A 13,535-nucleotide genomic window follows, 5' to 3' on the forward strand; every position below is an offset into this window, starting at 1 on the left:
AAAAGCGAATCTGGCAGTAGCGTTCCGTACATGAGACTCGGTGTCCTGGACGTGGGTTCGAACACGGTGCATCTGCTGGTGGTGGACGCCCACCCCGGCGCGCGCCCGCTGCCCGCGCATTCGCACAAGGCCGAACTGCGGCTCGCCCAGCTGCTCGACGACAGCGGTGCCATCGGCGACGACGGCATCAGCAAGCTGGTCGACGTCGTACGGGAGGCGCTCCAGGCCGCCGAGGACAAGGGCGTCGAGGATCTGGTCCCGTTCGCGACCTCCGCCGTCCGGGAGGCGTCCAACGCCGACGACGTCCTCGCGCGCGTGGAGGACGAGACCGGGGTGCGGCTCCAGGTCCTGACCGGCGAGGAGGAGGCCCGGCTCACCTTCCTGGCGGTCCGCCGCTGGTTCGGCTGGTCGGCCGGAAAGCTGCTGGTGCTGGACATCGGCGGCGGCTCCCTGGAGATCGCCTACGGCATCGACGAGGAGCCGGACACCGCCGTCTCCCTGCCGCTCGGCGCCGGCCGCCTCACCGCCGGCTGGCTGCACGGCGACCCGCCCGACGCCGAGAACGTCCGCGCCCTGCGCCGCCATGTCCGCGCGCAGATAGCCCGTTCGGTCGGCGAGTTCAGCCGCTTCGGCGCCCCCGACCACGTGGTGGCCACCTCCAAGACCTTCAAGCAGCTGGCCCGCATCGCCGGTGCCGCCCGCAGCGCCGAGGGCCTCTACGTCCAGCGCGAGCTCAAGCGCGAGTCCCTGGAGGCATGGGTGCCACGGCTGTCCGGCATGTCCGCCGCGCAGCGCTCCGAGCTGCCGGGGGTCTCGGAGGGCCGGGCCGGCCAGCTCCTCGCGGGCGCGCTGGTGGCCGAGGGCGCGATGGACCTGTTCGGCGTCGAGAGCCTGGAGATCTGTCCGTGGGCGCTGCGCGAGGGCGTCATCCTCCGCCGCCTCGACCACATGGACGCCGACTGACGTACCCCGGGGGCGCGGAACCGGACCTGCCGGGGCCGTGCCCGCCCGCATGGCAAACGTCACAACGGCGAAGAGGGACCCGACACCCTTCCCACTCGACCCTTTAAGGTGACGGACGTGGCAGAACCAAGGGACGTGACCGTCGCGCTGTCCACGGCCTCCGTCTATCCGGAGTCGACCGCGACGGCCTTCGAGATCGCCGCGCGCCTCGGCTACGACGGCGTCGAGGTCATGGTGTGGACCGATCCGGTCAGCCAGGACATCGAGGCCCTGCGCCGCCTGTCCGACTACCACGGCATCCCGATCCTGGCCGTCCACGCCCCCTGTCTGCTGATCACCCAGCGGGTCTGGTCCACCGACCCCTGGGTCAAGCTCCAGCGGGCCCGGGCGGCCGCCGAGAAGCTGGGCGCCGGCACGGTCGTCGTCCACCCGCCCTTCCGCTGGCAGCGGCAGTACGCCCGCGACTTCGTCTCCGGGATCTGGCGGATGGCCGACGAGACCGACGTGCGGTTCGCCGTCGAGAACATGTACCCCTGGCGCTACCGCGACCGCGAGATGCTGGCGTACGCGCCCGACTGGGACGTCACCAAGGACGACTACCGGCACTTCACGATCGACCTCAGCCACACGGCGACGGCCCGCACGGACGCGCTCGACATGATCGACCGCATGGGCGACCGCCTCGGGCACGTCCACCTCGCCGACGGCCGCGGCTCGGCCAAGGACGAGCACCTGGTCCCCGGACGCGGCACCCAGCCCTGCGCCGAGCTGCTGGAGCGCCTCGGGCGGCGCGGCTTCGACGGGCACGTCGTCATCGAGGTCAACACCCGGCGGGCGATGTCCAGCGCCGAGCGCGAGGCCGACCTCGCCGAGGCCCTCGCCTTCACCCGCGCGCACCTGGCCGCCGCCGTGAAGGTGCCCCGGCGGTGACCGGCACCGCCGGAGCCCGCCGCCGCGGCCGCCCGCCGCGCACGGAGTCCGCCGACACCCGCGACCGCATCCTCGCGGCCGCCCGCGAGGTGTTCTCCGAACACGGCTACGAGAAGACCTCCGTACGCGGCATCGCCAAGGCCGCCGGGGTCGACGCGGCGCTCGTCCACCACTACTTCGGCACCAAGGAACAGATCTTCGAAGCGGCCGTGGCGGTGGCGTTCGCACCCGCCCTGAACGCGCCCGAGGCGCTGGCCGCAGGGCCCGTCGAGGCGGTGGGGGAGCGGCTCACCCGCTTCGTCTTCGGCGTCTGGGAGAACCCCACGACCCGTACGCCGCTCCTGGCGATCCTGCGCTCCGCCGTGAACAACGAGACCGCGGCCGCCGTCTTCCGCCGCCTCGTCGCCGCCCAGCTGCTGCGCCGCATCGCCGCCCAGCTCGACCTGCCGGACGCGGAGCTGCGCGCCGAGCTGGCGGCCGCGCAGCTGGTGGGCGCGGCCCTGATGCGGTACGTGATCAAGCTGGAGCCGCTGGCGTCGGCGGACCTGGAGTCGATCATCAAACGGGTGGCGCCGGTGGTGCAGGGGCATCTGACGCAGCCCTGACAGTCGCCCCCGTGGAACACGCGTCCCGCATTCCGGACAACCTTGTCCAGTCCGTGGAGGGGCGGCGTACGCTCGTAGACAGTCAGAACTCACTGGCAGAAGGTCTTCGAAGGAGCGAGCGACGATGCCCGAGCTGAGGTCCCGCACAGTCACCCACGGCCGCAACATGGCGGGCGCCCGCGCCCTTATGCGCGCCTCCGGTGTACCCGGTGCGGACATCGGCCGGAAGCCCGTCATCGCCGTCGCCAACTCCTTCACCGAGTTCGTGCCGGGCCACACCCACCTCCAGCCGGTCGGCCGGATCGTCAGTGAGGCGATCAAAGAGGCGGGCGGCATCCCCCGCGAGTTCAACACGATCGCCGTGGACGACGGCATCGCCATGGGCCACGGCGGCATGCTGTACTCCCTGCCCTCCCGTGACCTGATCGCCGACTCGGTCGAGTACATGGTGGAGGCCCACTGCGCCGACGCCCTGGTCTGCATCTCCAACTGCGACAAGATCACCCCGGGCATGCTGATGGCGGCCCTGCGCCTGAACATCCCGACGGTCTTCGTCTCCGGCGGCCCCATGGAGTCCGGCCGGGCCACCCTGGTCGACGGCACGGTCCGCACCCTCGACCTGGTCGACGCGATCTCCGACGCCGTCAACGACAAGATCTCCGACGAGGACATCCTCCGCATCGAGGAGAACGCCTGCCCCACCTGCGGCAGCTGTTCCGGCATGTTCACCGCCAACTCGATGAACTGCCTGACCGAGGCCATCGGCCTCTCCCTGCCCGGCAACGGTTCGGTGCTCGCCACCCACACCGCCCGCCGCGCCCTGTACGAGAACGCGGCCCGCACGGTCATGGACCTCACCCGCCGCTACTACGAGCAGGACGACGACACCGTCCTGCCGCTCAACATCGCCACCTTCCAGGCCTTCGAGAACGCCATGGCCCTGGACATCGCGATGGGCGGCTCCACCAACACGATCCTGCACCTGCTGGCCGCCGCCCAGGAGGCGGGCGTCGCCTTCGGCCTGGAGCAGATCGACGCCGTCTCCCGCCGCGTCCCCTGCCTCGCCAAGGTCGCCCCCAACGTCGCGAAGAACCGCACGTACTACATGGAGGACGTGCACCGCGCCGGCGGCATCCCGGCCCTGCTCGGCGAACTGCACCGCGCGGGCCTGCTCAACGAGGACGTGCACGCGGTCCACAGCCCCTCCCTCTCCGACTGGCTCAAGACCTGGGACGTCCGCGGCGGCTCCCCGTCCCCCGAGGCCGTCGAGCTGTGGCACGCGGCCCCCGGCTGCGTCCGCTCCGCCGAGGCCTTCTCCCAGTCCGAGCGCTGGGAGACGCTGGACGACGACGCCGAGGGCGGCTGCATCCGCAGCGCCGAGCACGCGTACTCCAAGGACGGCGGCCTCGCGGTCCTGAGGGGGAACCTGGCCGTCGACGGCTGCGTGGTCAAGACGGCCGGCGTCGACGAGTCGATCTGGACCTTCGAGGGCCCGGCCGTGGTCTGCGAGTCCCAGGAGGAGGCCGTCCAGCGGATCCTCACCCAGGAGGTCAAGGACGGCGACGTCGTCGTCATCCGCTACGAGGGCCCCAAGGGCGGCCCCGGCATGCAGGAGATGCTCTACCCGACCTCGTACCTGAAGGGCCGCGGCCTGGGCAAGACCTGCGCCCTGATCACCGACGGCCGCTTCTCCGGCGGCACCTCCGGCCTCTCCATCGGCCACGCCTCCCCCGAGGCGGCCTCCGGCGGCACCATCGCCCTGGTCCAGGACGGCGACCGCATCCGCATCGACATCCCCAACCGGGCGATCGAGCTGCTGGTCGACGAGGCGGAACTGACCCGGCGCAAGGAGGCCCTCGGCGGCGTGTACGCCCCGCGCGACCGCGACCGCAAGGTCTCCGCCGCGCTGCGCGCCTACGCGGCGATGGCGACCAGCGCGGACAAGGGCGCGGTGCGTGACGTGAGCCGACTGGGCTGACCGGTCCGGATCCGTACGAAGGGGCCGCCTCCCTGGGGAGGCGGCCCCTTCGGCATGTCACCAGGACGCCGGGTCGCGTCCGTCACGGGCGAAGACCGAGCCGTCGGGGGCGGTGGCGTAGACGTGACCGCCGACGAGCAGCGGAGCCGACAGCACGGACGGGACCTCGCCCGGGTTCGTGGCGAGCCGCGGCGGTGTCTGCGCGACCAGATCGCCGGTGCGGGCGTTCATGGCGAGCAGGCGCCCGTCGGCGCCGGTGAAATAGACGTGCCCGGCGGTGGCGACCGGTGCGGAGCCCCGGCTCACGGAGGTCTCCAGGTGCCACAGCTGTTTGCCGGTGCCCAGGTCGAAGGCGTCCAGGGAGCCGCCGGTCGACAGGAGGTAGACGACGTCACCGCGGACGGCGGCCTGCGGCGCGGTGAGCGGCACGGGCAGGGACACCCGGCGCACCGTCTTCGAAGCCGGTGCGTACCGGAGCAGCCCGTCCGTGACGCCGACGGCCCGGTCCACGGACAGCAGGAACAGCGAGCCGCCCTGGCTGCCGACGGGACGCAGCGACCCCTTCATCCGCGCCTGCCAGCGGATGGCACCCGTCTGCGGGTCCACGGCGGTGACCTGTGTGTACGCGCCGTCAGCCGAGGGAGTGGACGCATACGCCAGCGGGTCACCGTCGCGGGAGAACAGTGCCGGGACACCTGGTCCGGACACGCGCCGGTGCCACTTCGTGTCCCCGGACGCCCCGTCCACGCCCGTGACCGTCCCGTCCGTCCCGGTGACGAGGACCATGCCGCCGACGAATCGGGTCTTCCCCTGGTGCGCGGGCAGCTCCCGCTGCCAGCGCGGCCGGCCTGACTCGGGGTCGAGCGCCCGCAGCCGATGGCCGTCGTCCGCCGGCAGCAACAGCAGCCCCCCGGACAGGGCGGGCGCGTCGCCCGTACGGTTCCGGGCGATCGTTCGCCGCCAGAGCAGCGTGCCGTCCGCGGGGTCAAGGGCAAAGGCGACCCCGGAGCGGACGCACAGCAACTCGCGCACCCCGTAGATGCAGTTCGGCATCCCGGAGCCGCCGCCGACCGGCTCGGCGCGCCATGCGGCGAACCCGTCCGATGCCGCGGCGTGGTGCGTGGCGGTCTGCTCCGTATAGGGGCCGCCGTCACCGCCCTTGTCCGGCCACAGCAGTGCCGTGAGCACGGTGCCCAAGGCGAGCGCGAGCGACCCTACGGCGAAGAGCGTGCGTCTGCCGAGTCCGCCGAGCCGTCCGCGGGCCACCTGCGCCGGCTCGGGCCGCGGGGGCTGTGTCTTCGGCAGGCCGTCGTCCGTCCGCTGCGCCGGTATGAACGCCTGGGTGTCGTACGAGGCGGCCACCGACCGCAGCTCCCGCATCAACTCGTCCGGCGTCGGCCGCTCCTCGGGCTCCTTGGCCAGGCAGCGCAGCACCAGCGGCGCCAGGCTCTCCGGCACCCCGGTCAGATCCGGCTCGTCGTGCACGACCTGATAGGCGACGACATAGGGGCTGTCGGAGTCGAACGGCCCCCGTCCGGTCGCCGCGTGCACCAACACCGAACCGAGGGCGAAGATGTCCGCCGCCGGGCCGACCTCCCGCGGCCGCCGGAACTGCTCGGGCGCCATGAACGGCGGCGTGCCGATCAACTTCCCGGTCTCGGTCCGTAGTTCGCTGTCCTTCGGACGGGAGATGCCGAAGTCGATGACCTTCGGCCCGTCCTCGGCGAGCAGCACGTTGCTCGGCTTGAGGTCCCGGTGCACCACGCCCACCCGGTGGATGTCGCGCAGCGCCTCCGCCAGTCCGGCCATGAGCCGGCGCAACTGCGCGGTCGGCATCGGGCCGTTCCGCTTCACGTGTTCGGAGAGCGTCGGGCCGGGGATGAACAGCGTCGCCATCCATGGCCGTTCGGCCTCCGGATCGGCGTCGACCACGGGCGCGGTGAAGGCGCCGCTCACCCTCCGGGCGGCGGCCACCTCCTGCCGGAAACGGCCTCTGAACTCGGGGTCCCGGGCGAACTCGGCGTGCACCACCTTCACCGCGAGCTTCAGCCCCGAGGTGCTGCGGGCCAGATGGACGACCCCCATGCCGCCCGACCCCAGACAGGACTCCAGACGATAGTGACCGGCGTATTCGGGAAGTTCCGCTTCCGCGCCCGCTCCGGTGCTGCGCTGTGGCGCCATGGACCACCCCCGTGCTGTTCGTCCGCGCGCGCGACGCACGGAGCCTAGTCGATGACTCGTACGGGACAGAGGCGGCTTGCTAGCCTCCGCGTGCGAGTCGCGCACGTGTGTTCCGTGGCTCGCTCCAGGGGAAGGAACCGGCCCCGTGACACTCATGGGGCGAAGGGGGAGGTCATTCATGTCTGTTGACCACGTGGAAGCGGCCGCGGGCGACGGAGGGCAGGAGTCCCCGGCCGCGGCGGCCGTACGGACCTATGCCGTCGCTCCGGGCATCCAGCTCAACGTCCGCAGTGGCCCCGGCACCGGCTACGGCATCCTCTACACGCTGCCTGCGGGTTCCCGCGTCCCGATCTTCTGCCAGACCTCGGGAACGGCCGTGACGGGCCCGTACGGAACGTCGAAGATCTGGGACAACATCGACAACGGCGAGTTCGTCTCGGACGCCTACGTGCACACCGGCACCGACGGCTACGTCGCCTCCCGGTGCGCTTTCTGACCCGCGACGCAGACATGAGGCAGACGTAAGGACACGATTCTCATGACATCCCGCAGACGCGCCACCGTCCTGCTCGCCGGTGCCGCCGGAGCGTTCCTCATGGTGATGGGGGCTGCCTCGACGGCCGACGCCGCCGTCGTACGGACCTTCCCGGTGGCCCCGGACGTCCGTCTCAACGTGCGCAACGGCCCTGGTACCGACTACGGCATCGTCCGGGTCCTGCCCGAGAACTCCCGCGTCCCGATCTTCTGCCAGGCCCCGGGTGAGACGGTGACGGGCCCGTACGGCACCTCGAACATCTGGGACAACATCGACAACGGACAGTACGTCTCGGACGCCTACGTGCACACCGGCAGCGACGGCTACGTCGCCTCCCGCTGCTCCCTCTGACCCCACCCCGGAGCCCGTCCCCGCCCGGGGCCATAATCGTCCCGTGAGCGACGAAACCGGCACCCCGGGCACCCCGGCGGGCTCCCCGGGCGGCCCCCGCCCCGAGCCCCTGCGCTTCTTCGGCACGTCCTGGGTGGACCACGACCACGGGTACGCGGCCCGCCGGGCCGGTGTCGCGGCCGGGTCCCTCGTCGCCGCCGCCGTCTCCTGTCTGATCCTGCGCTTCGCCTACGAGGGCATCCAGATCGCCGACAGCGGTGCCTTCGTGACCGTGCTGGTCGTCGCCATGTTCGCCATCTGCAGCGCGCTCGCCTTCCGTAACACCTGGGAGGGGTTCGGCAAGCGCCACGACCCCCAGCGCCAGGCCACCCTGCGCGGCCTGCTCGCCATCGGCTTCGTCGGCTCGCTGCTCGCCTACTTCTTCCGTTCCCTGACCGAGGCCCCGGGCGAGAAACTGCACCGCGAGGAGTACGACCGGGCTCGCGAGGAGTACGCCCGCCGCACCTCCCGGCGCACCGGCAATCCGTCGAGGAAGAAGCGCCGCGGCTGACGCCGCGCGGCAACGACACCGGCGAGGCCGTCGCGCCGGCACTCGCCCACAGGCAGGCGAAGCCGGGCACAGCGGCCCATCGGTACAGCACGGTCCGGGTCGCCCCCACCGTGCCCTGCTCCCTCCGCCACACCGCCGGGCGGCACGCCGAGCCCGGCCCACCCTCATCGCGCGCCCCGGCTCGGACACCCCCGCCCTGGCATCCGCTGCTCCGGGATATCCGCTGTCCCGCGTGCGTCCGGCGGCGCGAGCATGGTCATATGACTCCTACTCAGCCGCCCACGCCCGCCGCCCGAGCCCGATCCTTCGACGCCGCCGCCGCCCAGTACGCCGCCAACCGGCCCTCCTACCCGCCCGCCCTCCTCGACGCCGTCGAGGAACTGGCGGGACGGCCGCTGGCCGGGGCCCGGGTCGTGGACGTCGGGGCCGGCACCGGGATCGCGACCGCGCTGCTGCACGCCCGGGGCGCCGACGTCCTCGCGGTCGAGCCCGGCGCCGGCATGGCCGCCGAGTTCCGCCGCTCGCTGCCGGACGTCCCGGTCGTGCGGGGCAGCGGCGACGCGCTCCCCGTCGCCGACGGTCACGCCGACCTCGTCACCTACGCCCAGGCCTGGCACTGGACCGACACCGCCCGCTCGGTGCCGGAGGCGCTGCGCGTGCTGCGGCCCGGCGGCGCGCTGGCCCTGTGGTGGAACACCGACGCCCTCGACATCGAGTGGATCGCCGAGGCCGCCGACCGCAGCGGCCGGTTCTTCGGCGTGGACATCGCCGCCGAGAAGCGCAAGGCCGGGGACCGACCCGAGCGCGCCGACCCGAGCGGCCGGCTCGGCTTCGCCCGCCGCGAGGTCCGCTGGAGCCGCCGCGTCCCGGTCGACACCCATCTCGCCAACCTCGGCAGCCACTCGGCCTTCCTGGTCACGGCCGAGGAGCGCAGGCGCGCGTTCCTCGAGGAGGAGCGGGGCCATCTGCTGAAGGTCTTCCCCGACGGCATCGTCGAGGAGACGTACGACGTGCTGCTGCTCGTCGCGACCAAGCCCTGACCCTCCCCACTCCTTCTCTTCCTCCCCTTCTTCGGCTTCTCTGCCTCCTCTTCTTCGGCGGCGGCCCGGTCTTCTTCCGGGCCGCCGCCGTCGTATGCCCACCGCACCGGCCCGTCCGCGACGGACGGACCCCTTGACGGCACGGCCCGCCGGGAACATTATTCATCGCATGATGAATTATGTGGCCGACCCATCCCACGCCACGGCACCCCACGCCGTCCACGCCGACGGCCTCACCGTCGCCCGCGGCGCCCGCACCGTCCTCCACCACCTCGGCTTCACCGTCCCGCGCGGCCAGATCACCGGCCTGCTCGGCCCCTCCGGCTGCGGCAAGTCCACCCTCATGCGCTCCGTGGTCGGCACCCAGGCCAAGGTCACCGGCACCCTCGACGTCCTCGGCCGCCCCGCGGGCCACCCCGCCCTGCGCAGCCGGGTCGGCTACGTCACCCAGGCGCCCTCCGTCTACGACGACCTGACCGTCCGCCAGAACCTCGACTACTTCGCCGCGATCCTGGAACCCCACCGCGCCCCCGCCGACCGCCGCCAGGACACCGAACGCGTCCTCGACGAGGTCGACCTCACCAGCCGCGCCGACGCCCTCGCCGGCAACCTGTCCGGCGGCCAGCGCAGCCGCGTCTCCCTCGCCGTCGCCCTCCTCGGCAGCCCCGAACTGCTCGTCCTCGACGAGCCCACCGTCGGCCTCGACCCCGTCCTGCGCCGCGACCTGTGGACCCTCTTCCACGCCCTCGCCGCCCGGGGCGCCACCCTCCTCGTCTCCTCCCACGTCATGGACGAGGCCGAGCGCTGCCACCGCCTCCTCCTCATGCGCGACGGGCGGATCCTGGCCGACGACACCCCCGACGCCCTGCGCACCCGAACCGGAACCGACACCGTCGAGGCCGCCTTCCTCCGCCTCGTGGACGAAGCGGCCGCCGCGGACCGCACCAAGGAGACGACCCGATGAGCACGACCGCCCCCACCACCCAGGCAGCCCCCGTCCAGGCGGCCCCCGCTCGCGCCCTGAACGCCGGACGCACCCTCGCCACCGCCGCACGCGTCCTGCGCCAGCTCCGCCACGACCCGCGCACCATCGCGCTGCTGCTCCTCATCCCCTGCCTGATGCTGGTCCTGCTGCGCTACGTCTTCGACGCCAGCCCGCGCACCTTCGACAACATCGGCGCCTCGCTGCTCGGCGTCTTCCCGCTGATCACGATGTTCCTGGTGACCTCCATCGCCACCCTGCGCGAACGCACCTCGGGCACCCTCGAACGGCTGCTCGCCATGCCGCTGGGCAAGGCCGACCTCATCGCCGGCTACGCCCTCGCCTTCGGCGCCCTCGCCATCGTCCAGTCGGCCCTCGCCACCGGGCTCTCGGTCTGGGTCCTCGGCCTCGACGTCACCGGCTCACCCTGGCTGCTCCTGCTCGTGGCGCTCCTCGACGCCCTGCTCGGCACAGCCCTCGGACTCTTCGTCTCGGCCTTCGCGGCTTCGGAATTCCAGGCGGTCCAGTTCATGCCCGCGGTGATCTTTCCCCAGCTCCTCCTGTGCGGTCTCTTCACTCCCCGCTCCGACATGCACCCCGTCCTGGAGGCCGTCTCCGACGTCCTGCCGATGTCGTACGCCGTCGACGGCATGAACGAGGTCCTCCACCACACGGACATGACGGCGACCTTCGTCCGCGACATCCTGATCGTCGCCGGATGCGCCCTGCTCGTCCTGGGCCTCGGGGCGGCGACCCTACGGCGCCGCACCGACTAGCGACCCGTCCGTGTTCCGCCTGCCGGACAACCACCCGGGCCCCGAGGAGCCGGTGCGAGGATGACTCCATGAGCCAGAAAGTCGCAGTCCTCGGCACCGGCAAGATCGGCGAAGCCCTGCTCAGCGGAATGATTCGCGGTGGCTGGACCCCCGCCGACCTCCTGGTCACCGCCCGCCGTCCCGAACGCGCCGAGGAACTCCGCTCCCGCTACGGAGTCACCCCGGTCGGCAACGCGGAGGCGGCCAAGACCGCCGACACCCTGATCCTCACGGTCAAGCCGCAGGACATGGGCACCCTCCTGGACGAACTCGCCCCGCACATCCCCGCCGGCCGTCTGGTCATCAGCGGAGCCGCCGGCATTCCCACCTCCTTCTTCGAGGAGCGCCTCGCCGCGGGCACCCCGGTCGTCCGCGTCATGACCAACACCCCCGCCCTCGTCGACGAGGCCATGTCCGTCATCTCCGCCGGCAGCCACGCCACCGACGACCACGTCGCCACCGCCGAGGAGATCTTCGGCGCCGTGGGCAAGACCCTCCGGGTCCCCGAGAGCCAGCAGGACGCCTGCACCGCTCTGTCCGGCTCCGGACCGGCCTACTTCTTCTACCTGGTCGAGGCCATGACCGACGCCGGCATCCTGCTCGGCCTGCCCCGCGACAAGGCGCACGACCTCATCGTCCAGTCCGCCATCGGCGCCGCCGTGATGCTCCGCGACAGCGGCGAGCACCCCGTCAAGCTCCGCGAGAACGTCACCTCCCCGGCGGGCACGACGATCAACGCCATCCGCGAGCTGGAGAACCACGGAGTCCGCGCCGCGCTCATCGCCGCCCTCGAAGCCGCCCGCGACCGCAGCCGCGAACTCGCCTCCGGCAAGAAGGACTGACAGAAGGACTGACACGGCCGACGGACCGGTGGGCGGCGGGTCACCCCGCCGCCCCGCGCCTAGCGAGCCGCGCTCAGCGAGCCGCGCTCAGCGCGGGCTCCGCCACGGGAGGCAGCAGCCCGATCGCCCGGTAGGCGCTGTCGACGGTCGGCCGGGCCGACGCCCGGGCCTTCTCCGCACCGATCCGCAACACCTCCTCCACGTACGCGGGTTCCGCGCACAGCTCCCTGTGCCTGGCCTGCACGGGCCTGAGGACCTCCACGACCGCCTCCGCGGTGTCCTTCTTCAATGCGCCGTACGAGTCGTAAACGGACGCCAGTGACTCAGGGTTCCCGTCCGTGCACGCAGCGAGAATGTCCAGCAGGTTGGCGACCCCCGGCCGTCCCTCGCGGTCGTACTCGACGTCCCGCCCGCTGTCGGTCACCGCGCGCATGACCTTCCTGCGCACCACGTCCGGCTCGTCCAGGAGATAGACGATCCCCGGCCCCGAGTCGTCCGACTTCCCCATCTTCGAGGTCGGGTCCTGGAGGTTCATCACCCGTGCGGCCACCTCCGGACGGGTGGCTCTCGGCACCGTGAACGTGTGCCCGTACCGCTGGTTGAACCGCACCGCCAGGTCCCGGGTCAGCTCCACGTGCTGCACCTGGTCGTCACCCACCGGCACCTCGTCCGCCCCGTAGGCCAGGATGTCCGCGGCCATCAGCACCGGATACGTCAGCAGGGACAGCCGCACGCTCCCACCGCGCAGGCGCTCCCGCGCGGCCTTCTCCTTGTACTGGATCATGCGGCGCATCTCACCGTCCGTCGCGACGCACTCCAGCAGGTACGACAGCCGCGTGTGCTCGTCGACGTGGCTCTGCAGGAACACCGTGCACAGCTCGGGGTCCAGCCCCGAGGCCAGCAGCAGTGTCGTCGCCTGCCGGCTGAGCCGGCGCACCCGAGCCGGGTCGTGGTCCACGGTGAGCGCGTGCAGGTCGACGATGCAGAACAGCGCGTCCGACCGGTGCTGGTCCACCTCGGCCCAGCGCCGCATGGCGCCGAGGTAATTCCCCAGGGTCAGGTGTCCGGTCGGCTTGATACCACTGAAGACCCGCGTCATCTCTGTGTCTCCTCCTGGTCGAGGCCGCCGTCCCGGTCGGCCGGCTCCCGGAGTCCTGGAGGGAGATACGCGAACGGCCGCCGAGTCGGCGGCCGTTGGGTGCATACGTGAGAGCGGCCGCCGTCAGGCGGCCCACCACTGCTGGGTGCACGTACGCGTAGTCATGTCCCCCAGCCTATGCCCGGGGAGGGGTCCAGGGCAGCGAGTTGACACACCCCGGGCTGATCCGTACTGTTCTCCGGGTTGTCCGACGTGAGCGCCGACTCCGGTCGGTCCCCGGACAGCCATTCCGCAAGTACCAGTCACTCCTCGACGCCTCGGTGTCGGCTGTTTTGGCGTGCGTATTTGCGAAATGAGGAATCCGCGTTCGAAAGGGCGCCGCCCCGATTAGCTCGGGGCGGGGGAATCCGCTAAAGTCTCACTCGTCGGAACGGCCCAACAGCCGGGAAGACACCCCGCCGACCGGGAATCGGACGCCGAAAGGATCTGATAGAGTCGGAACCGCCGGAAAGGGAAGCGCGAGAGCGGAAACCTGGAAAGCACCGAGGAAATCGGATCGAGAAAAGATCTGATAGAGTCGGAAACGCAAGACCGAAGGGAAGCGCCCGGAGGAAAGCCCGAGAGGGTGAGTACAAAGGAAGCGACCGTTCCTTGAGAACTCAAC

At 71.7% G+C, this 13,535-nt stretch carries 13 protein-coding genes; 11 read left to right on the plus strand and 2 right to left on the minus strand.

The window, feature by feature from the left end; all coding sequences use genetic code 11:
* Positions 1–30 precede the first annotated feature (30 nt).
* From PV343_RS14185 to ilvD, 4 genes are all read left to right on the plus strand, one after another.
* The gene (locus PV343_RS14185; protein ID WP_319147233.1) at positions 31–963 is read left to right on the plus strand and encodes a Ppx/GppA phosphatase family protein; all 933 of its coding nucleotides are present in this window, start codon (positions 31–33) and stop codon (positions 961–963) included.
* 117 nt (positions 964–1,080) lie between these two features.
* On the plus strand, positions 1,081–1,893 hold the full coding sequence (locus PV343_RS14190) for a sugar phosphate isomerase/epimerase family protein (RefSeq protein ID WP_319147234.1): 813 nt from the start codon (positions 1,081–1,083) through the stop codon (positions 1,891–1,893).
* Positions 1,890–2,498 (plus strand): TetR/AcrR family transcriptional regulator, encoded by a 609-nt coding sequence (locus PV343_RS14195; protein WP_319147235.1) that lies wholly within the window; start codon positions 1,890–1,892, stop codon positions 2,496–2,498. The genes PV343_RS14190 and PV343_RS14195 overlap by 4 nt, the downstream gene beginning before the upstream one ends.
* 124 nt (positions 2,499–2,622) lie before the next feature.
* On the plus strand, positions 2,623–4,476 hold the full coding sequence (ilvD, locus tag PV343_RS14200) for a dihydroxy-acid dehydratase (RefSeq protein WP_319147236.1): 1,854 nt from the start codon (positions 2,623–2,625) through the stop codon (positions 4,474–4,476).
* Positions 4,477–4,533: 57 nt separating this feature from the next.
* Here ilvD and PV343_RS14205 read toward each other — a convergent pair whose 3' ends face one another.
* Positions 4,534–6,657, minus strand: coding sequence for a serine/threonine-protein kinase (locus PV343_RS14205; protein ID WP_319147237.1), 2,124 nt, complete (start codon positions 6,655–6,657; stop codon positions 4,534–4,536).
* A 178-nt stretch (positions 6,658–6,835) separates the two neighbouring features.
* Here PV343_RS14205 and PV343_RS14210 point away from each other — a divergent pair, with 178 nt between their 5' ends.
* The 7 genes from PV343_RS14210 to proC all read left to right on the plus strand — a co-directional run bounded on the left by PV343_RS14210 (position 6,836) and on the right by proC (position 11,772).
* A complete protein-coding gene (locus PV343_RS14210; RefSeq protein ID WP_319147238.1) occupies positions 6,836–7,153 on the plus strand; it encodes an SH3 domain-containing protein in 318 nt (105 codons plus the stop codon).
* Positions 7,154–7,195: 42 nt separating this feature from the next.
* Positions 7,196–7,543, plus strand: a complete 348-nt coding sequence (locus tag PV343_RS14215; RefSeq protein WP_388236817.1) for a hypothetical protein — start codon at positions 7,196–7,198, stop codon at positions 7,541–7,543.
* Positions 7,544–7,586: 43 nt separating this feature from the next.
* Entirely contained in the window at positions 7,587–8,093 is a 507-nt protein-coding gene (locus PV343_RS14220; RefSeq protein WP_319147239.1) for an EamA/RhaT family transporter, read from the plus strand.
* 260 nt (positions 8,094–8,353) lie between these two features.
* Complete coding sequence (locus PV343_RS14225; RefSeq protein ID WP_319147241.1) at positions 8,354–9,133, plus strand: class I SAM-dependent methyltransferase; 780 nt, start codon at positions 8,354–8,356, stop codon at positions 9,131–9,133.
* Between the two features lie 169 nt (positions 9,134–9,302).
* Complete coding sequence (locus tag PV343_RS14230; protein ID WP_319147242.1) at positions 9,303–10,097, plus strand: ABC transporter ATP-binding protein; 795 nt, start codon at positions 9,303–9,305, stop codon at positions 10,095–10,097.
* Positions 10,094–10,891 (plus strand): ABC transporter permease, encoded by a 798-nt coding sequence (locus tag PV343_RS14235; RefSeq protein WP_319147243.1) that lies wholly within the window; start codon positions 10,094–10,096, stop codon positions 10,889–10,891. Before PV343_RS14230 ends, PV343_RS14235 begins: the two co-directional genes overlap by 4 nt.
* Before the next feature lie 68 nt (positions 10,892–10,959).
* Positions 10,960–11,772 (plus strand): pyrroline-5-carboxylate reductase, encoded by an 813-nt coding sequence (gene proC / locus PV343_RS14240; RefSeq protein ID WP_319147244.1) that lies wholly within the window; start codon positions 10,960–10,962, stop codon positions 11,770–11,772.
* A 73-nt stretch (positions 11,773–11,845) separates the two neighbouring features.
* On the opposite strand, the gene trpS is transcribed toward proC, so the two are convergent.
* Positions 11,846–12,871: a tryptophan--tRNA ligase gene (trpS, locus tag PV343_RS14245; RefSeq protein WP_319147245.1), complete on the minus strand. Its 1,026-nt coding sequence runs from the start codon at positions 12,869–12,871 to the stop codon at positions 11,846–11,848.
* Positions 12,872–13,535 lie beyond the last annotated feature (664 nt).

The organism is Streptomyces sp. WI03-4A (assembly GCF_033792105.1).
In the GTDB taxonomy this organism is placed as follows: domain Bacteria; phylum Actinomycetota; class Actinomycetes; order Streptomycetales; family Streptomycetaceae; genus Streptomyces; species Streptomyces collinus_A.

Coding starts and splice junctions, on each gene's coding strand:
- PV343_RS14210 (WP_319147238.1), top strand. CDS start 6,836: ATGTCTGTTGACCACGTGGAAGCGGCCGCGGGCGACGGAGGGCAGGAG.
- ilvD (WP_319147236.1), top strand. CDS start 2,623: ATGCCCGAGCTGAGGTCCCGCACAGTCACCCACGGCCGCAACATGGCG.
- trpS (WP_319147245.1), bottom strand. CDS start 12,871: ATGACGCGGGTCTTCAGTGGTATCAAGCCGACCGGACACCTGACCCTG.
- PV343_RS14235 (WP_319147243.1), top strand. CDS start 10,094: ATGAGCACGACCGCCCCCACCACCCAGGCAGCCCCCGTCCAGGCGGCC.
- PV343_RS14215 (WP_388236817.1), top strand. CDS start 7,196: ATGACATCCCGCAGACGCGCCACCGTCCTGCTCGCCGGTGCCGCCGGA.
- PV343_RS14205 (WP_319147237.1), bottom strand. CDS start 6,657: ATGGCGCCACAGCGCAGCACCGGAGCGGGCGCGGAAGCGGAACTTCCC.
- proC (WP_319147244.1), top strand. CDS start 10,960: ATGAGCCAGAAAGTCGCAGTCCTCGGCACCGGCAAGATCGGCGAAGCC.
- PV343_RS14225 (WP_319147241.1), top strand. CDS start 8,354: ATGACTCCTACTCAGCCGCCCACGCCCGCCGCCCGAGCCCGATCCTTC.
- PV343_RS14185 (WP_319147233.1), top strand. CDS start 31: ATGAGACTCGGTGTCCTGGACGTGGGTTCGAACACGGTGCATCTGCTG.
- PV343_RS14230 (WP_319147242.1), top strand. CDS start 9,303: ATGATGAATTATGTGGCCGACCCATCCCACGCCACGGCACCCCACGCC.